Raw genomic sequence first — 17,980 nt, 5'->3', positions numbered from 1 at the left:
TTTAACTAACGATATGTCAATTTACTATCGATATGTTTAACGTACCAGATCCATTGCCATCGAGTGTTCCAGTTTGCGCTTGATCCGTTGCAAAGCATTGTCTATTGATTTTACTTGACGATTTAGCACTTCGGAAATTTCACGATAGGATTGACCTTCTAAGTACAATGTTAATACTTCTTTTTCCAATCCGCTCAACACTTTGTTCATCTCTTTTTCCATGAATATGAAGTTTTCTTTATGGATGATTAAATCTTCAGGGTCATCTAACGTAGAGCCCGATATGATATCCAGTAACGTTCGCTCATGATCTTCATCAAACATCGGCTTGTCCAACGAAATAGATGTATTAAGCGGAATATGTTTTTGACGCGTGGCAGTTTTAATAGCTGTAATAATTTGTCGCGTCACACACAATTCAGCGAAGACTTTAAATGAGCTTAATCTATCAGGACGGAAATCACGTATTGCTTTATAGAGTCCGATCATTCCTTCTTGCATGATGTCTTCACGATCTCCACCAATAATAAAATACGTTCTTGCTTTCATTCGGACAATCGGTTGAAATTTGGTTATTAAAAATTCTAATACATCCGAATTCCCTAAATGGATCAATTCCACCATTTCTTCATCAGATAGTTTAGAATACTCGTTTTTACTCTTCACATTTTCCATGACCCACACCAACCTCTCCACCCCAGAGTACTAATTGGTTTTATATGTCAGTATAGACGTGGTGTTTTTTCACGTCAACTACTCATTTTCCACCACGTCTCATTTTTTCGAATTCCGCTGCCACTTCATCCGTCAGAGGAATCTTTGATAGAGGCCGTTGTTCTATTGAATCTTTTAACTTTTGCGCAATTACGCGATCCACTTCTTTCATAGCAATTTCCAACTCCCGTGCCGAGATGCGAAGTGCCCCCTGGGCAAACACTACCCATTGTTCTACAAGATCTGAAGTTGCTACATGGATTTGCGTCAAGCGATTGGATAATTCGGAAACCAATTTTTCAATTCGCTCATCCGCCGTTTCATTCTCTCTTGTAAAGACGACTTCCACGCGGTATTGTTTTTTTCGTTTTTCGATACCCGGTGCTAAGTGGGCATCGAATATCACGATGACACGCCATCCCTTGTTGGCCTGAAATTCCGCCATCCGCTCAATAAGTCGATCACGCGCTTGCGCAAAATTTTCTTGTTTTAGTTGTTGTAGTTCAGGCCACGCACCGATGATGTTGTATCCATCAACGAGTAGCACATCTTTTTTCATGATGTAGCCTGAGCGGATTGACGCTTTCGTAGAACTTCATACATCAATAATGCCGCTGCTACCGAAGCATTTAAAGATGTAACTTCTCCGACCATCGGCAATCTATAAAGGAAATCGCATCTTTCTCGTAAAATGCGTGACATGCCTTTTCCTTCGCTACCTATAATGACAGCTAAAGGTAACGTAGCATCCATATAGCGGTAATCAGTGGAATTGGATGCATCTGTCCCCGCAATCCACACCCCTTGTTTCTTTAGCTCATCCACAGTTTGAGATAAATTATTCACTCGCACAACTGGTATGTGTTCAATCGCACCTGTTGATGCTTTTGCTACTACGCCTGTCAATCCAACAGCGCGTCTTTTTGGAATGATGATGCCATGTACACCTGAAGCGTCTGCTGTTCGTAAGATAGATCCAAGATTATGTGGATCTTCAAGCTCGTCAAGAATGATAAAGAACGGATCTTCTTGCCTTTCTTTAGCGATTGCAAATAAATCTTCCAGCTCGGCATAATCGTAAGCGGCAACCGAAGCGAGAATTCCTTGGTGACTCAGATCCGTCATACCATCTAATTTCTGCTTCGGTGCCGTCTGCACAACTACCCCCGCTTCTTTAGCAAGCTTTATAATTTCGCCGATACTTTTCTTATTTACACCTTCCGCCACCCAGATTTTATTCAACTGCCTACCTGAACGCAACGCTTCTACGACAGGGTTTCTTCCACCAATCAATTCCACTTCTAGCTCTGTCATGCTTTCTCCTCCTCAGGATGCTCCACTAGTCGAATCGCCATCTCGATCAGTTCAGCTAGACGCTCTTGCCGATCCAATAAATGTACATACCCGAGGACTGCTTCGAATGCAGAGCTGTAATTATACGTAGTAACGTCAGTGTTTTTAGGGACGGATCCCGCTTTCGCATTGCGACCACGTCGCATTACCGCCAATTCTTCTTCCGTGAGAAGTTGTTGATCTCTCATCGTCAGGATAATTCGTGCCTGTGCTTTTGCAGAGACAAAGCGTGTAGCTTCCTTATGCAAAATTTGCGGTTTTACACGGCCGCAGCGTAGTAAATGCTCTCTAACCGCTGTTTCATATACAGCATCTCCCATATAAGCAAGTGCTAGTGCATTGAGTTGTTTAACGTCTATTTCACGTAAATTCCCCACACTGTTACCCTCTTTTCCAGCGAGTACCTTGCGCTGTATCTTCTAAAATGATTCCCCGCACTTTCAATTCATCGCGAATTTCATCTGACCGTGCAAAATCACGATTCTTCCGGGCTTCCAGACGTTCTTGGATCAATTTATCCACTTCACCATCCATCAATTCATCAGTACTTTCAAAAGGCAAACCAAGTACACCCATTAATAGATCCAACGCATCGATGAATTGCTGAAGTATGTGGCGGTCTGTATTTTTCTCAAGCAAGTACACGTTCGCCTGTTTGGATAGTTCAAAAATTGACGCAATTGCATTAGCAGTATTAAAGTCGTCATCCATCGCTTTCTCAAATGCGTTAATCTGTTCTTGGATCTTATTTGACCATGACTCGGAATTTTCTGCCAGGTCTGCCGAAATCGATAGACGATGCTGCAAGTTGCTGTACGAAGTTTGGATCCGTTCCAATCCATTCGCTGCGCTCTCTACGAGTTCCTGTGCAAAGTTGACAGGATGACGATAGTGCACAGACAGCATGAAGAAACGCAGCACCTTCGGGTCGATTTGCTTCCGAATATCATGTACCAAAATAAAATTACCTAATGACTTCGACATTTTTTCGTTATCAATATTGATATAGCCATTATGCATCCAATAGTTGGCAAAAGTTTTGCCTGTAGCCGCTTCAGACTGCGCAATCTCATTTTCATGATGCGGGAATGTTAAGTCTTGCCCACCTGCGTGAATATCGATAGTGTCCCCAAGAAGTTGCTTAGCCATTACCGAACATTCAATATGCCACCCTGGACGACCTGTACCCCATGGACTATCCCATGAGATCTCTCCCGTTTTTGCTGATTTCCAAAGCGCAAAATCAAGAGGATCTGTTTTGATTGCGTTCTCTTCGACCCGCGCACCTACTTTTAATTCATCAATAGATTGGTGTGAAAGTTTCCCGTAGCCTTCGAATTCACGTGTACGGAAATAGACATCTCCATGGGACTCGTAGGCAAATCCTTTGTCGATTAGAACTTGAATGAATTCCACAATGTCCTGAATATGCTCAGTTACGCGAGGATGTGCTGTCGCTACCTCACAGCCGAGAGCACTTACATCTTCGTGATATGCCGCAATGAACCGCTCGGTTAATTCTCCGACCTCTTCATTTAAATCATTTGCTGCTTTAATGATTTTGTCGTCTACGTCCGTGAAATTCGAGACATAATTCACTTCATATCCACGATATTCCAAGTAGCGACGAATCGTATCAAAAGCAATCACGGGACGAGCGTTTCCGATATGAATATAGTTATAAACGGTCGGTCCACAGACATACATTTTTACTTTTCCCTCTTCTATCGGAATAAATTTTTCTTTCTTACGTGTCAATGTATTATAAAGTTGAATGCTCATGTAAATCTCCCTTTTTTTCATTCATGGTTTCCAACTGCTGGGTACGTAGCTTTAACTCCTGAATTTGCTTTTCCAATCGCTTGATTTCATCCGAAATCGGATCTTGCGTGGAATGATCCAGTTTACTATTTACACGTACCCCATTGGAAATAACGATTTTCCCTGGTATCCCAACTACTGTAGAGTTGGGAGGCACTTCCTTCAATATGACCGAACCCGCTCCTACCTTGCTGTTCTCACCAATTGTGATGGAACCGAGTACTTTAGCACCCGATGCAACCAATACATTATCACAGAGCGTCGGATGTCGCTTACCGCCTTCTTTACCTGTCCCCCCGAGTGTAACTCCTTGATAAAGTGTCACATCATCGCCAATTTCACATGTTTCCCCTATTACTACACCCATCCCATGATCAATAAATAGACGTCTGCCTATTACTGCTCCAGGATGAATTTCGATCCCCGTAAAGAATCTGCTAACTTGCGATACTACACGAGCCAAGAAACGGAGATTACGCTTATAAAACACATGCGCAATACGATGCATCCAAATTGCATGCAACCCCGAATACGTTAAGATTACTTCAATTGTGCTACGAGCTGCCGGATCTTGATCGAAAATACACCGAATATCTTCTTTCATACGTTTGAACAATGAACTTCCCCCTTTTTTCTTTCACATGACGGCGGTTAACACTTTTTAAAAAATCGTGAGATAAAAAAAGCGCCCCCGTCACTTATGATGACAGAGACGCATTAAATGCGTGGTTCCACTCCGCTTGGGAACCTAATTGTCCCCCGCTTAATGTCTTTAACGCAGACTATACGTATGGCTTACTAACAGTTTCAGCTCATCGCTCAAAGGTGCATTTCGATAGTGAACGACTCAGGTCATTTCCAGCCTAGATGACCCTCTCTACAGAGTATCCACTATGTACTTTCCTTCTCAACGCTTTTGATATGATAATTTCATATTAGGTTCATTTTACATAAATTCACCGAATTGTCAATATTGATTATTTTGCAAATCTTTCAATGCGTTGAATGATTTTCTCTTTACCGATCAGCGCGATTGCATCTGGTAGTTCTGGTCCTGACGTCTGGCCAGTCGCCACGACACGTACAGGCATGAATAAGTTCTTACCTTTATGCCCCGTTTCTTTTTGCACCGCTTTAATCGCTGCTTTAATAGATGGAGCATCAAAAGTTTCTAATGCTTCAAGCTGCCCTTTAAGTGATGTCATCACCTCAGGTACTTGTTCACCAGCTAGAATTTCCGATGCTACTTCATCATATTCCAGTGTGTCATGGAAAAACTGGGCAGATAACTCCACAATTTCAGCACCAAAGCTTAATTGACCATGGTATAACGCGATCAAATCGTGAACCCATGTTTGTTCTTCAGCAGACATATTTTCCGAAACCAACCCTGCTGCTTGTAGATGAGGCAATGTTAATTCAATTACTTCTTCCAAGGACAGCTTTTTTATATATTGGTTATTCATCCACGTCAGCTTATTCGTGTCGAACATGGAGGGTGATTTTGACAAGCGAGATTCATCAAATTGTTTCACAAGTTCGTCATGAGAGAAAATCTCCTCTTCCCCGACAGGCGACCAACCAAGTAAAGAGAAGAAATTAAACATAGCTTCTGGCAAATAACCTAAATCTTTATACTGTGTAATGAATTGAATAATTGATTCATCACGTTTTGAGAGCTTTTTACGCTCTTCATTGACGATCAATGTCATATGACCAAATCGCGGATGATCCCAACCAAATACATCAAATACCATTAGTTGCTTTGGTGTATTCGTCAAATGCTCTTCCCCGCGGAAAACATGAGAGATTTTCATCAAATGATCATCAACGACTACAGCAAAGTTATACGTAGGAATACCATTCGTTTTAACCATAACCCAGTCACCGATATCTTTTGATTCGAATGTTACCTCTCCACGCACAAGGTCATCAATCGTATACGTGACATCTTCAGGAACGCGCATACGAATAGTGTAAGTTTTCCCCGCTGCTTCATTTTCCGCCACCTGTTCCGCTGTCAAATGACGACAAGTGCCATCATACATAGGCGCTGCGATTCCCGATGCTTTTTGTGCGTCACGCTTTGCTTCTAACTCTTCAGTTGTACAGAAACATTTGTAAGCATGTCCTTTTTCGAGCATTTCATCTGCATACTTTTTATACAAATCCAGACGATCCATTTGACGGTACGGTCCGTATTCTCCACCAATATCAATTGATTCGTCATGATGGATACCTAGCCACGTTAGGTTTTCAAGTTGTGACAGTTCACCACTTTCAATATTTCGCGCTGTATCCGTATCTTCAATACGAACAATGAATTTCCCGTCATAGTGACGAGCGAACAAATAGTTGAATAACGCGGTCCGCGCGCCACCAATATGTAGTTGGCCTGTTGGACTCGGTGCATAACGCACACGTACTTCTTGTGTCATAATATTTACCTCTCCGTTTCGAATTGATTACGTTCTTATATAATTTCCTATCTATTTTAGCACTCTATAAGCCGTTTTGAAAGTTACTGGTTTTTCATTAGTAAAATCGTGGCCATCGCTGCGATTCCTTCTTCACGCCCAGGGAAACCTAGACGTTCCGTAGTCGTAGCTTTGACATTCACTTGCGATATATCCGCTTCAAGCAATTCCGCTACACGTTGACGAATGTCCCCAATGTATGGTGCCATTTTCGGGCGCTGCGCAATAATCGTACAATCAATATTACCTAAACGGTAACCTTCTTCTCTTACCATGGCCCATACTTTTTCCAATAAAACAGCAGAGTCAGCGTCTTTAAACGCATCATCCGTATCAGGGAAATGTGTGCCAATATCCACTTTACCAATTGCGCCAAGTGCAGCGTCTGTTACGGTGTGCAATAACACATCCGCATCGGAGTGACCGATTAACCCCCTTGTGTGCGGTATGGTGATTCCTCCGATTATGAGTGGCCTACCTTCCTCAAATGCATGTACATCAAAACCTTGTCCAATTCGAAACATGTAATTATTCCCCCTACTTTCTTCTTGCCAGTAAGATTTCACCTATAGCCAAATCTTCCTGGGTCGTCATCTTTACATTGTCATACGAGCCTTCTACCACCTGGACTTCGTAACCCATTCGTTCCACCAGCGCGGATTCATCCGTGCCGAGGAAACCTTCTTGAATAGCCAAGTCAGATGCTTTTTTCAGCAATTCATATTGAAATGCTTGAGGTGTTTGTACAAGCCATAGTTTTTCACGATTCAAAGTTTCTTTCACAGTTCCGCCATCCGCATACTTGATTGTATCCTTCGCCCTGACTGCCGCTATAGCTGCTCCTTTTTCATTAGCAGTATGCACCAGTTTCGTAATGATTGCTGAATTTAAGAAAGGTCTAGCTGCGTCATGTACTAGTACGATACTTTTCCCTTTATAAGCAGAGATACAAGCCGCTACACTGTTTTGACGCTCACCACCACCCTTTACAAATGTAATAGGTTTGACGTGTTGATGCGGTTGAAGAATCTCTTCAATCACGGCTTGCTCTTCCGGCTTCACAGCCATAATGATTTCTTCACAATTAGGGTCTTCTTGAAACACACTTACTGTATGATACAAAATTGAATGCTCTCCAATTTTCAGGAGGAGTTTATTTTGTCCAGCACCCATTCGTTTGCCACTTCCCGCAGCAGGAATCATCACTGTATAGTTCACGTTTGTCACTCTGCTTTCTATGCTGGTTATCGACCTTTGGGTTTCGCAAAAATCATGCGTCCCGCAGATGTTTGCAATACACTTGTTACTACAACGTCAATGGAATCCCCGATATGAGAACGACCATCTTCAATTACGATCATGGTGCCATCATCCAAGTATGCAACGCCTTGATTGTGTTCTTTGCCGTCCTTAATTACGACCACATGCATTTCTTCACCCGGAATGACTACCGGTTTTACTGCGTTAGCAAGATCATTTATGTTCAAAACTGCAACGCCATGCAAATCCGATACTTTATTTAAGTTGAAATCATTCGTTACAACTAAACCATCCATTTTCTTCGCCAGTTTAACTAACTTCAAGTCCACTTCGGCTACATTCGGAATATCTTCGTCCGTAATAAGAACTTGTGGTCCGTCATCATTTTGTAAACGTTTTAGAATGTCTAGGCCACGCCGACCTTTCGTTCGCTTCAACGTGTCAGATGAATCTGCTATATGCTGAAGTTCCGTCAGTACAAACTGAGGTACAACTAAAATCCCTTGTAAAAATCCCGTTGCCACGATATCCGCAATACGCCCATCAATAATGACGCTAGTATCCAATAATTTATATACATCTTTTTGTGGTGGAGTGACCACCGGTTCTGTTGATTCTTTCTTTTTTGCCGTTGTCATGCGTAAATTGGAAAATGCATTGATAAACTCTTCCCACTTTTTAAAACCTACCTGGAAACCTAAATAGCCGAGAAGAATAGACAATAATACAGGTACAACAGAAGATACTACCGGAAAGCCAATTGCACTTAGACCGAAACTGAATAAAAATGCAACGATTAATCCTACGACTAATCCAATTGTACCGAATAATAAATCCATAATCGGTGCTTTCAGAAGTCTTTCTTCAATCCATTTAATGAAATTCACAATCGGTTCAGTTAAAAATAAGCTTAATAAAAATAGAATGATGGCTCCTATAATTGCCTCCACATAAGGGTTCTCTATAATGGGGCGAGATGTAAACTCAAACATAGCGAATAAGTACGGTAAAAATAAAACACCGAGAGTTCCTCCGATTAATAAGAATGAAACTTGGACTACTCTTTTCAACATATTCTTCCACCTCCTTTTCCTTCCTTATAGTATACAACGAATTATGGTTGGTCGCTTAGGTTAAGTGAGGAATTTCTGAAAATTCCTCACTCCCCCTACTAGGACTAATTAAACAGCAGGAAAGTTTCTTACCTTTCTATTCATCTAGTTATATAAAAATTTATTATCTAAATGCCACGCCTAATGCCTCCGTTATAGTTTCAACTCCTACTACTTCAATCCCATTCGGAACATCCCAACCACCCAGATTAGACGATGGAATGATAATGCGATCAAAACCTAGCTTCGCCGCCTCCGTAACGCGTTGTTCTATTCTAGATACCCTTCTAACCTCACCTGTTAACCCTACTTCACCAACAAAACAATCCCGCGCTCCTACAGCTGTATCGCGATAACTAGAAACAATACTCAGTAACACCGCTAAATCAATGGCCGGCTCATCCAACTTAACGCCGCCTGCAACTTTAATATACGCATCTTGTGTTTGCAATAGCATTCCTGCACGCTTTTCCAATACAGCCATCAATAATTGCACACGGTTTTGATCCAGTCCAGTCGCCATTCGCTTCGGATAATTAAAACTTGATGCCGTCATCAATGCCTGAATTTCAACAAGTATGGGTCGTGTACCTTCCATAGAAGCGACAATGGTAGAGCCTGCCCCACCTTGTGAACGCTCACGCAAAAACATTTCAGAAGGATTTAAGACTTCTTTTAATCCAGCTTGCAACATTTCAAAAATGGCAATTTCATTGGTGGAACCAAAACGGTTTTTAACACTGCGCAAAATACGATATGTATGGTGACGTTCTCCTTCAAAATACAGTACCGTATCCACCATATGCTCAAGCAATCGTGGTCCTGCAATTTGTCCTTCTTTTGTTACGTGACCTACGAGGAATATGGCAATGTTTTGCGTCTTTGCTATACGCATTAGTTCTGCGGTACATTCACGCACTTGTGATACACTCCCCGGTGCCGATGATACTTCAGGATGGTGAACAGTCTGAATCGAGTCCACAATAACAAATCTCGGCTTCACTTCATCCACCGTTTCATTGATCATTGCAAGATCGGTTTCAGCATAAATGTACAACTCATCTGATTTCACACCTAAACGTTCTGCACGTAACTTTGTTTGCTTAATCGATTCCTCTCCCGATATATATAGTACGCGTTGTTGTTGATTCGCAAGTAATGAGGAGACTTGAAGCAACAATGTAGATTTTCCGATTCCCGGATCACCACCAATTAATATGAGCGAGCCAGGAACAATTCCACCTCCAAGCACGCGGTTTAATTCCTTTAACTCCGTTTTAACACGAGGCTCTTCAGCCGTTTCCACCTGACTGATCGGCAAAGCCTTTTGCTTCACTCTCTCCCCATGCTGAAATGCGGCACGCGGTCCTTTTTGCACAATCTCTACTTCTTCGTCCATCGTGTTCCATTCTCCACAACCAGGACAGCGCCCCATCCACTTAGCGGATTCATATCCACAAGAACGGCACATGAATTTAGATTTACGCTTAGCCATATACTCTCTCCTTACTTTAAAATACGAAAAGGACAGCTCGCTTCGCTTTTAAAAAACTAAGCGAGCGAGCTATCCGGTTTATCCTATTATTAATTTTCTGCTGCTACTGTTTGTTTCTCCGTACGCACGACAAACTGGTCATTTTCTACATCAATGATTACTTTTTCACCCATCAGAACTTTACCTTCGAGTAATTCTTCAGATAAACGATCTTCTACATGTTTCTGTAATGCACGGCGTAGTGGACGAGCTCCGTATTCAGGATCATATCCCTCATCCGTAATCTTATCTTTAGCAGATTCAGTTAACATCAATTCGATGTCCTGTTCAGCCAAACGTTTTGCCAGCTCATCACTCATCAAGCTAACAATTTCACGCAAGTGCTCTTTCTCCAACGAGTGGAAGACAATCATATCATCTACACGGTTTAAGAACTCTGGTCTAAATGCTTTTTTCAACTCAGCAAGCATTTTCTCTTTCATATCATCATAATCGGATTCGCCATCTTGAATATTAAAGCCAACGTAACGGTTTTTCTTCAATTCCGTTGCCCCTACGTTAGAAGTCATGATGACTACCGTGTTACGGAAATCAACTGTACGTCCTTTAGAATCCGTCAGACGCCCGTCTTCCAATACTTGCAATAAGATATTGAATACATCAGGGTGTGCTTTTTCAATTTCATCAAGTAGTACTACTGAATAAGGCTTACGGCGAACTTTCTCCGTTAACTGACCTCCTTCTTCATAACCAACATATCCCGGAGGTGATCCAACTAAACGAGATGTTGCATGCTTCTCCATGTACTCTGACATGTCGATACGAATCATCGCATCTTCATCACCGAACATTACTTCTGCTAGCGCACGAGCTAGTTCAGTTTTACCTACACCAGTAGGGCCAAGGAAAATGAATGAACCAATTGGACGTTTAGGATCTTTTAACCCCGCACGCGCACGGCGGATTGCTTTGGAAATCGCTACGACAGATTCATTTTGACCGATGACACGTTCATGTAGAATTTCTTCCATGTTAAGCAATTTAGCAGATTCTGTTTCCGCAATCTTGTCAACGGGAATTCCTGTCCACATCGCCACAACAGAAGCGATATCATTTACTGTCACTTCGGACTCAGTCTGCCCTTGTTTTTCTTTCCAAGCGGATTTTGTTGTTTCCAATTCTTCCTTCATTTTCTGCTCTTTATCACGATAAGAGGCGGCCTTCTCAAACTCTTGGCTTTGCACGGCTGCATTCTTCTCAGAACGGATCGCTTCAAGCTTCACCTCAAGCTCCTTCAAATTAGGAGGAGTTGTATACGAACGCAAGCGTACTTTCGATCCTGCTTCGTCAATTAAGTCAATCGCTTTATCGGGTAAGAAACGATCCGAGATATAACGATCAGACATCTTCGCCGCGGCTTCAACTGCTTCATCGGTAATCTTTACTCGGTGACGCGCTTCGTAACGGTCACGCAAGCCTTTAATGATCTGAATTGTTTCGTCTACAGTTGGCTCATCGACTTGGATCGGTTGGAAACGTCGTTCAAGCGCTGCATCTTTTTCAATATATTTACGGTATTCGTCAAGTGTTGTAGCACCGATACATTGTAGTTCACCACGTGCAAGTGACGGCTTCAAGATGTTGGATGCATCAATAGCACCTTCTGCTCCACCTGCACCGATCAACGTGTGTAATTCATCTATGAATAAAATGATGTTACCCGCTTGACGAATTTCTTCCATTACTTTCTTCATTCTATCTTCAAACTCACCGCGGTATTTCGTGCCCGCAACGACTGTACCCATATCCAGTGTCATCACGCGTTTGTCACGCAAGATTTCAGGTACTTCATTACTTACGACTTGCTGCGCCAAACCTTCCGCAATCGCTGTTTTACCTACACCCGGTTCCCCAATCAGCACGGGGTTGTTTTTCGTACGACGTGCCAATACTTCAATAACACGTGTGATTTCTTTGCTTCGTCCAATTACTGGATCTAATGTACCTTCACGTGCGATCTCAGTTAAATCACGCGCTAAGCCATCTAATGTTGGTGTTGCCGCTGATGCAGAATTCGCTGGGTTCCCAACAGAACTTTCATCATTACCAAGCAGTTGAAGTACTTGTTGGCGAGCTTTATTCAAGCTAACACCCGCATTATTCAGAACGCGCGCTGCCACACCTTCCCCTTCTCGAATCAAAGCCAATAAAATATGCTCAGTACCGATATAAGAATGTCCTAATTTACGAGACTCATCAACAGATAATTCGATGACACGTTTTGCGCGTGGAGTATAATGAACGATCGGACCCACATCTTTAGAGCCTACACCCACCAGAATTTCTACTTCTCGTTCAATAGTATCTGCATTCACGCTAATTGCTTCAAGAGCTTTTGCTGCGATGCCGCCACCTTCTCGAATCAATCCGAGTAGAATATGCTCAGTACCAATAGATTCATGTTTTAAACGAATAGCCTCTTCTTGAGCAAGTTGTAAAACTTTTTGTGCACGTTGTGTAAATCGATTAAACATCATATCCATTCCCCTCTTTCCTTCATCAGTGGACTATATTCTATGTTATGCAAAATAACGCATCCTTGCTTTGTTTCCTATAACTATATATATTCATGTCAGTTCGCGATACAACCTAATTCGCATATTGACTTTGACTATCTTTGATTAATTATAAATGCTATGAGACTTTCTTGCAAAAACTTTGCTCATAACGAATCATTGTCTTTTTTTTGTGCAGCAGATCGCACTACACCTAGCCGATCTCGGAATAATTGTGCACGAAGGATATCTCGTTCATCAGATGTTAATTCCGCCTCTGCGTATTGCTGAAGAAAACCTGGTTGCATGAAAATCATCAATTCATTCAAAATGGTCATATCAATATTTTCTATGATACCTAAATCAATACCCAAACGGACGTCAGACAAACATTTTGCCGCTTCCGCTGAAGGTAATATTCGCGAATAGGTCAGGGTACCGAGTGCCCTAAATAACCTATTCTCTAAGTGAACTTCCGATTTAGCCAATAATAATTCACGTGATTTCTTTTCATGCGCTATCAAGCGCTTTGAAATACTCTCCAAGTCTTTGAGGATTTCTTCTTCTGATTTGCCGAGTGTGATTTGATTGGAAACTTGATAAATATTGCCGAGCGCTTCACTGCCCTCTCCATAACTCCCACGTACGACCATTCCAAGTCTAGATATCGCGGGAATAATTCGCTCGATTTGCTTAGTGATCGTCAATGCAGGTAAATGCATCATGACAGATGCGCGCATTCCTGTACCTGTGTTGGAGGGACAACTTGTCAAATAGCCGAATGTTTCATCGAAAGCATAGTTCAGATTCGCTTCCAGTTCGCTATCCACTCGATCAGCCTGTTCATATGCCTGGTCTATTTGAAAACCAGGATATATACATTGAATGCGAATATGATCTTCTTCATTTACCATAATGCTGATCGTTTCGTCTTCCGATAGCAAAACCGACCCATGTTTTTCAGGGTTGATCAACTGTGGACTGACCAAATGTTTCTCGACTAAGATTTGTCTTTCAAGTGGTGACAAATCTTTCATCGCTGTGCCTGTAAAATGGTGATTCTGCATCGTCTTGACTGCATGGTGTAACGCTTCGCTCACGCGGTTTGCGTCTTCCTGTGAAGCACTAATCGGAAATAGATAATCTTGCAAGTTACGGGCTAGCCTGATTCTTGTGGATAAGACAATGTCAGCATGCTCACCTTCCGCCACCATCCAACCTGTCAGTTCTTGTTTGAGAAATTTTTCAAATGACATGTTGATCGTCACCCCCGTCAAACAGCTGCTGTTTCAACTGGTTCGCCTCATCACGCAAAGTTGCCGCTTCTTCAAAATGTTCATTTTCTACGGCTTGCTGCATTTTCGTACGGATATCTTCAAGTTTTCTCTTTAAGGCAAAGCGTTCATTAAGTGAAACCGGAATCTTTCCACGGTGTTGGGTATGTCCATTATGCAATTTGGCAAACAACCTTGGCAGTTGCACGCTAAATGCTTCGTAACATACTGCACAGCCAAACTTTCCGATGTCAAGGAAACGGTGAAAGGTCAAATTGCAGTTCGGACATTTCGGACCATCTGGTAATCTTTCATCGGCTTTTTGTTCTGAAAATAATTCTGAACCGCCCAACCAGTGCGCTAAGAATTGTTGAATGGATAACGGCTCCTGATCCGGACTGAAAGAAAATGTCTGTGAGTAAAATGCACATTTATCACATAAATGGCGCTCTGTTGCATGATTTAAGGTTTCCTGTTTAAACACTACAGTAGCTGGTCGTTCTTTACAGTTTTCACAAAGCATGGAGATTCACCTCATTCTATCTCTTCATAAATTAACGTAACTAACATGGCGCGAAGAATACGTGAACGTAACGCATCCCGCTCAGGCAACATATAACGCAGAGTACCGCGGCTCACCGCAGCAAGCATCAGCTTAGCTTCACGTTCTGTAATGACTTCTTCTTCAATTAAACGGATGATGACATCTTCCGCCATAGTAGAAGACGCTTCACTCTCCAAAATCTCCAACGCTTGTTCAAGTAAGTCCTTTCGGGAGTTGGTACGTACCCTATAAATCCGGATGTAGCCCCCGCCCCCTCGCTTAGACTCCACGGCATAGCCTCTTTCGACCGTAAACCGGGTTTTGATTACGTAGTTGATTTGTGATGGTACGCATTGGAACTTCTCGGCAATCTCATTTCTTTTGATTTCAATAGAAGCACTATCTTCCTCTTCTATAATCGACTTCAAATACCCTTCTATAATGTCAGAAATATTACGCATCTCGTCACCTCGCTTCACTCAATCTTCTAGTTGACTTTGACTATCTTTGACTTAATTGTATCGCAGTAATTGGGTGGGATGCAATTCATTTGTTTATATGTATACCTTATTACGTTGAAAGAAAACCTAGTGCTAGGTTGTCACATCTGGCTAATGATTATTCAATTAGTAATGAGACAAAAAATAAAGTGGATAGTTTGGCACCGTTTACTAACGTTCTAGACGGGTATTTCCCGCTTACGGTGTACTACTGTAATCTTTCTAAATGGAATTCTAACTATATTAGTTGAATATAAGAAGTAGTCCTCACAAGGAAACCGTTGATTTCCATTCCAAGCGGACGCGTTCCGCGGGCACGGCCTCAATCTCCTCGTCCGCTACGGGCAAAGACGTGCTCCTAACGCTTCGCTTTTACTCGCAAAAACCGTTCTTCGTTACGGTTTAAGGGCAAAGACGTGCTCCTAACGCTTCGCTTTTACTCGCAAAAACCGTTCTTCGTTACGGTTTTCGCTGGAGTCGCCGCCTGTAACGAAAATCACTTAGTGTATCCTGAAATCTTTAATTCAACTTATATAAATAAGAAAAGACTGAAGAACAGATCCTTATAGTGGATTGTCTTCAGTCGCGGAGTATACAAACATTTTTCTTCTCTTCTATTTACAAAGTGATGGGTTCTTTATTCAAAGGTTCTAAGTCGACTTCGAAGCCCATATCTTCCAGCATTTTTTGATCTTGATCGTTTTCTTGACCCGATGTTGTGAGGTAGTCGCCGATAAAGATGGAGTTTGCAGCGTAGAGGCCTAGTGGTTGTAGGCTTCTAAGATTCACTTCACGTCCACCCGAGATGCGGATTTCTTTGCTAGGATTAATGTAGCGGAATAGACACAAGACCTTTAAGCAGTAACGGGGATCCAGTTCTGATGTTCCTTCCAACGGGGTTCCATCCACTGCGTGCAGGAAGTTTACAGGTATCGAGTCTGCGTCCAGTTCACGTAGGCTACGCGCCATGGAGATGATATCTTGTTTTGTTTCACGCATGCCGACGATAACACCTGAACATGGAGAGATGCCCGCTTCTTTGGCAAGTCCTACAGTATTTACACGATCATCGTATGTATGCGATGTTGTTATACTCTCGTGATGCTCTGCAGATGTGTTCAAGTTGTGGTTATAGCGATCTACTCCTGCCTCTTTCAAACGTGTTGCTTGTCCTGGCTTCAAAATACCTAAACAAGCACATACCGTCATGCCCTTGTGCTTCTCTTTAATCTGTTTAACAGAATCAATCACGATGTCCAGCTCACTGTCACGCGGTCCTCGTCCACTTGCTACGATGCAATAGGTGCCCGCATTATTAGCGGCAGCACGTTCCGCACCTTCCAGTATTTCTTCCGATTTCATCATTGCATACTTTTCAACAGGTGCTTTTGAAATGATGGATTGCGCGCAATACCCACAGTTTTCCGGACATAGTCCCGATTTCGTATTGATAATCATATTCAACTTTACTTTATTGCCGAAGTAATGTGACCGAATCGAGTATGTCGCGTGCAATAATAATAGTAAATCTTCATCTGGGCTATTTAATATTGCGAGTGATTCCTCATCAGTTAGTACATGGCCTTCGAGTACTTGAGTAGCCAGCCTATGATAGTTCATTATAACGTTCGCCTCACTTTCAAGTGTTTTGATATTCTAAATGCGAATATGCCTGACAGTACAGCTAGAATTAAATCTTTCGGTAGTGGCGGCATCATCCACAGCCAAGCAATCTTGTAGGTAAACACGTCGGGTGCAGCAGCCCACATCTTGTACGCAAAATACATCCAAGTTGTACCTAGTATATAGTTGACTGCTGTAGCGACAAATGCTGCGATAATAAAAGCAGACAAAGTATGCTTTCGCTCAACAATCTTTCCAGCTACATAAGCAATCAGAATAAATGTGAGTATAAAACCAAACGTTGGACTTAAGATCTGACCGAATCCTCCTGAAAATTTAGCGAAGACCGGTGCCCCTGCTAGTCCTATTAACATATAGACGGTCATCGATAACGCACCTAGACGACTACCAAGTAATAGCCCTGATAAGATAGCGAAAAAAGTTTGTAATGTGATGGGTACTCCACCAACTACTAAAAACGGCACGAAGGATGTAATATTCGCTCCAATCATCATTAACGCAGCAAACATCCCGCTATATACAATAGTTAGTGCGCTGAATCTACTTACCGGTCGTCTCTCTGTTGCTATTGCCATTACGACACCTCTTTCTAAATTGGTTACCCCATAAATAATATCGGTTAACCTATTTCGTGTCAACACAATTTATTTTTTGGTTAACTCATAAAAGTAGACAAAAAAAGACTGCAGCATACCGCTGACAGCCTACTTCTTCTCATCAATCTGTTCTTCCTTTTCTTTGCGAAACAAAACACTTGAGATTAAACCACTGAATATAGCAGCCCCAATTGTAATGTACACACGCATATCATAAGCAACTTCTTCGTAACTGTTACCTATCATAATCCAAGCAAGTGTACCTACAAGAACAGCGATTGGAAATGAGTATTTAAAGAATCGCATAATTTCTCACCTTTTCGAGTTAATTCATTAATTTTAGCATATATACCGCAATTTCTCTATGCACTAACTCCGCGCTTTGAACTTCACCAAACGTTCACTTGACGATATCCAACAAAGCCGCTATGATGTGGTTAGAATAATCTAAATAATTGAATAAGAAACATATCTTATCAAGAGAAGCCGAGGGACTGGCCCGTCGACGCTTCAGCAACCAGCCATTTAGGCAAGGTGCTACTTCCAGCAGTCTGTCAAATTGACACTCTGAAAAGATGAGAGGGAACTAGTCATTGGGATTACAAAGCCTTCTAATATACTTGAAGGCTTTTTTT

The 17,980-nt window shown here is 42.1% G+C and carries 18 protein-coding genes, 1 riboswitch and 1 other annotated feature; all 18 genes read right to left on the bottom strand.

Features of this window, described 5'->3' with window-relative positions:
* Nucleotides 1-36 precede the first annotated feature (36 nt).
* Nucleotides 37-675 (bottom strand): RNA polymerase sporulation sigma factor SigH, encoded by a 639-nt coding sequence (sigH, locus tag CSV67_RS04980; protein WP_099630596.1) that lies wholly within the window; start codon nt 673-675, stop codon nt 37-39.
* A gap of 82 nt (nt 676-757) precedes the next feature.
* Nucleotides 758-1,273 carry an NYN domain-containing protein gene (locus CSV67_RS04975; RefSeq protein WP_099630525.1) on the bottom strand — a complete coding sequence of 172 codons (516 nt, stop codon included), beginning with the start codon at nt 1,271-1,273 and terminating at the stop codon, nt 758-760.
* On the bottom strand, nt 1,270-2,028 hold the full coding sequence (gene rlmB / locus CSV67_RS04970) for a 23S rRNA (guanosine(2251)-2'-O)-methyltransferase RlmB (protein WP_099630524.1): 759 nt from the start codon (nt 2,026-2,028) through the stop codon (nt 1,270-1,272). Before rlmB ends, CSV67_RS04975 begins: the two co-directional genes overlap by 4 nt.
* A complete protein-coding gene (locus tag CSV67_RS04965; RefSeq protein ID WP_099630523.1) occupies nt 2,025-2,444 on the bottom strand; it encodes a Mini-ribonuclease 3 in 420 nt (139 codons plus the stop codon). The genes rlmB and CSV67_RS04965 overlap by 4 nt, the downstream gene beginning before the upstream one ends.
* Before the next feature lie 4 nt (nt 2,445-2,448).
* Complete coding sequence (gene cysS / locus CSV67_RS04960; protein ID WP_099630522.1) at nt 2,449-3,849, bottom strand: cysteine--tRNA ligase; 1,401 nt, start codon at nt 3,847-3,849, stop codon at nt 2,449-2,451.
* Nucleotides 3,830-4,504: a serine O-acetyltransferase gene (cysE, locus tag CSV67_RS04955; RefSeq protein ID WP_099630521.1), complete on the bottom strand. Its 675-nt coding sequence runs from the start codon at nt 4,502-4,504 to the stop codon at nt 3,830-3,832. The genes cysS and cysE overlap by 20 nt, the downstream gene beginning before the upstream one ends.
* 89 nt (nt 4,505-4,593) lie before the next feature.
* Nucleotides 4,594-4,808, bottom strand: a binding site (T-box leader).
* A gap of 57 nt (nt 4,809-4,865) precedes the next feature.
* Nucleotides 4,866-6,326 (bottom strand): glutamate--tRNA ligase, encoded by a 1,461-nt coding sequence (gene gltX / locus CSV67_RS04950; protein WP_099630520.1) that lies wholly within the window; start codon nt 6,324-6,326, stop codon nt 4,866-4,868.
* Nucleotides 6,327-6,409: 83 nt separating this feature from the next.
* Nucleotides 6,410-6,889: a 2-C-methyl-D-erythritol 2,4-cyclodiphosphate synthase gene (ispF, locus tag CSV67_RS04945; RefSeq protein ID WP_099630519.1), complete on the bottom strand. Its 480-nt coding sequence runs from the start codon at nt 6,887-6,889 to the stop codon at nt 6,410-6,412.
* 13 nt (nt 6,890-6,902) lie between these two features.
* Nucleotides 6,903-7,583, bottom strand: coding sequence for a 2-C-methyl-D-erythritol 4-phosphate cytidylyltransferase (gene ispD, locus CSV67_RS04940; RefSeq protein ID WP_099630518.1), 681 nt, complete (start codon nt 7,581-7,583; stop codon nt 6,903-6,905).
* 26 nt (nt 7,584-7,609) lie between these two features.
* Nucleotides 7,610-8,698 (bottom strand): PIN/TRAM domain-containing protein, encoded by a 1,089-nt coding sequence (locus tag CSV67_RS04935; RefSeq protein ID WP_099630517.1) that lies wholly within the window; start codon nt 8,696-8,698, stop codon nt 7,610-7,612.
* Nucleotides 8,699-8,861: 163 nt separating this feature from the next.
* Complete coding sequence (radA, locus tag CSV67_RS04930; RefSeq protein ID WP_099630516.1) at nt 8,862-10,232, bottom strand: DNA repair protein RadA; 1,371 nt, start codon at nt 10,230-10,232, stop codon at nt 8,862-8,864.
* An 89-nt stretch (nt 10,233-10,321) separates the two neighbouring features.
* The gene (locus tag CSV67_RS04925; RefSeq protein ID WP_099630515.1) at nt 10,322-12,769 is read right to left on the bottom strand and encodes an ATP-dependent Clp protease ATP-binding subunit; all 2,448 of its coding nucleotides are present in this window, start codon (nt 12,767-12,769) and stop codon (nt 10,322-10,324) included.
* A gap of 185 nt (nt 12,770-12,954) precedes the next feature.
* On the bottom strand, nt 12,955-14,043 hold the full coding sequence (gene mcsB / locus CSV67_RS04920; RefSeq protein ID WP_099630514.1) for a protein-arginine kinase McsB: 1,089 nt from the start codon (nt 14,041-14,043) through the stop codon (nt 12,955-12,957).
* Nucleotides 14,033-14,584, bottom strand: coding sequence for a UvrB/UvrC motif-containing protein (locus tag CSV67_RS04915; RefSeq protein WP_099630513.1), 552 nt, complete (start codon nt 14,582-14,584; stop codon nt 14,033-14,035). Before CSV67_RS04915 ends, mcsB begins: the two co-directional genes overlap by 11 nt.
* 11 nt (nt 14,585-14,595) lie before the next feature.
* Entirely contained in the window at nt 14,596-15,066 is a 471-nt protein-coding gene (locus CSV67_RS04910) for a CtsR family transcriptional regulator (protein ID WP_099630512.1), read from the bottom strand.
* 657 nt (nt 15,067-15,723) lie between these two features.
* Nucleotides 15,724-16,725, bottom strand: coding sequence for a biotin synthase BioB (bioB, locus tag CSV67_RS04905; RefSeq protein ID WP_143560683.1), 1,002 nt, complete (start codon nt 16,723-16,725; stop codon nt 15,724-15,726).
* Nucleotides 16,725-17,324, bottom strand: a complete 600-nt coding sequence (locus CSV67_RS04900) for a biotin transporter BioY (protein WP_099630510.1) — start codon at nt 17,322-17,324, stop codon at nt 16,725-16,727. The genes bioB and CSV67_RS04900 overlap by 1 nt, the downstream gene beginning before the upstream one ends.
* Before the next feature lie 129 nt (nt 17,325-17,453).
* Complete coding sequence (locus tag CSV67_RS04895; RefSeq protein WP_099630509.1) at nt 17,454-17,651, bottom strand: hypothetical protein; 198 nt, start codon at nt 17,649-17,651, stop codon at nt 17,454-17,456.
* A 164-nt stretch (nt 17,652-17,815) separates the two neighbouring features.
* A riboswitch (SAM riboswitch) is annotated at nt 17,816-17,927 on the top strand.
* Nucleotides 17,928-17,980 lie beyond the last annotated feature (53 nt).

Source organism: Sporosarcina sp. P2, from assembly GCF_002743255.1.
Taxonomy (GTDB): Bacteria; Bacillota; Bacilli; order Bacillales_A; family Planococcaceae; genus Sporosarcina.
Note: the sequence above shows the minus strand (reverse complement) of the source record. Positions and strands in the feature narration are given on the sequence as shown.

What these genes read in the sequence shown, in the direction of transcription:
- radA (WP_099630516.1), bottom strand. Translation starts at nt 10,232, where the DNA reads ATGGCTAAGCGTAAATCTAAATTCATGTGCCGTTCTTGTGGATATGAA.
- CSV67_RS04910 (WP_099630512.1), bottom strand. Translation starts at nt 15,066, where the DNA reads ATGCGTAATATTTCTGACATTATAGAAGGGTATTTGAAGTCGATTATA.
- gltX (WP_099630520.1), bottom strand. Translation starts at nt 6,326, where the DNA reads ATGACACAAGAAGTACGTGTGCGTTATGCACCGAGTCCAACAGGCCAA.
- CSV67_RS04895 (WP_099630509.1), bottom strand. Translation starts at nt 17,651, where the DNA reads ATGCGATTCTTTAAATACTCATTTCCAATCGCTGTTCTTGTAGGTACA.
- CSV67_RS04935 (WP_099630517.1), bottom strand. Translation starts at nt 8,698, where the DNA reads ATGTTGAAAAGAGTAGTCCAAGTTTCATTCTTATTAATCGGAGGAACT.
- sigH (WP_099630596.1), bottom strand. Translation starts at nt 675, where the DNA reads ATGGAAAATGTGAAGAGTAAAAACGAGTATTCTAAACTATCTGATGAA.
- ispF (WP_099630519.1), bottom strand. Translation starts at nt 6,889, where the DNA reads ATGTTTCGAATTGGACAAGGTTTTGATGTACATGCATTTGAGGAAGGT.
- rlmB (WP_099630524.1), bottom strand. Translation starts at nt 2,028, where the DNA reads ATGACAGAGCTAGAAGTGGAATTGATTGGTGGAAGAAACCCTGTCGTA.
- cysS (WP_099630522.1), bottom strand. Translation starts at nt 3,849, where the DNA reads ATGAGCATTCAACTTTATAATACATTGACACGTAAGAAAGAAAAATTT.
- CSV67_RS04900 (WP_099630510.1), bottom strand. Translation starts at nt 17,324, where the DNA reads ATGGCAATAGCAACAGAGAGACGACCGGTAAGTAGATTCAGCGCACTA.
- CSV67_RS04925 (WP_099630515.1), bottom strand. Translation starts at nt 12,769, where the DNA reads ATGATGTTTAATCGATTTACACAACGTGCACAAAAAGTTTTACAACTT.
- CSV67_RS04915 (WP_099630513.1), bottom strand. Translation starts at nt 14,584, where the DNA reads ATGCTTTGTGAAAACTGTAAAGAACGACCAGCTACTGTAGTGTTTAAA.
- mcsB (WP_099630514.1), bottom strand. Translation starts at nt 14,043, where the DNA reads ATGTCATTTGAAAAATTTCTCAAACAAGAACTGACAGGTTGGATGGTG.
- bioB (WP_143560683.1), bottom strand. Translation starts at nt 16,725, where the DNA reads ATGAACTATCATAGGCTGGCTACTCAAGTACTCGAAGGCCATGTACTA.
- CSV67_RS04975 (WP_099630525.1), bottom strand. Translation starts at nt 1,273, where the DNA reads ATGAAAAAAGATGTGCTACTCGTTGATGGATACAACATCATCGGTGCG.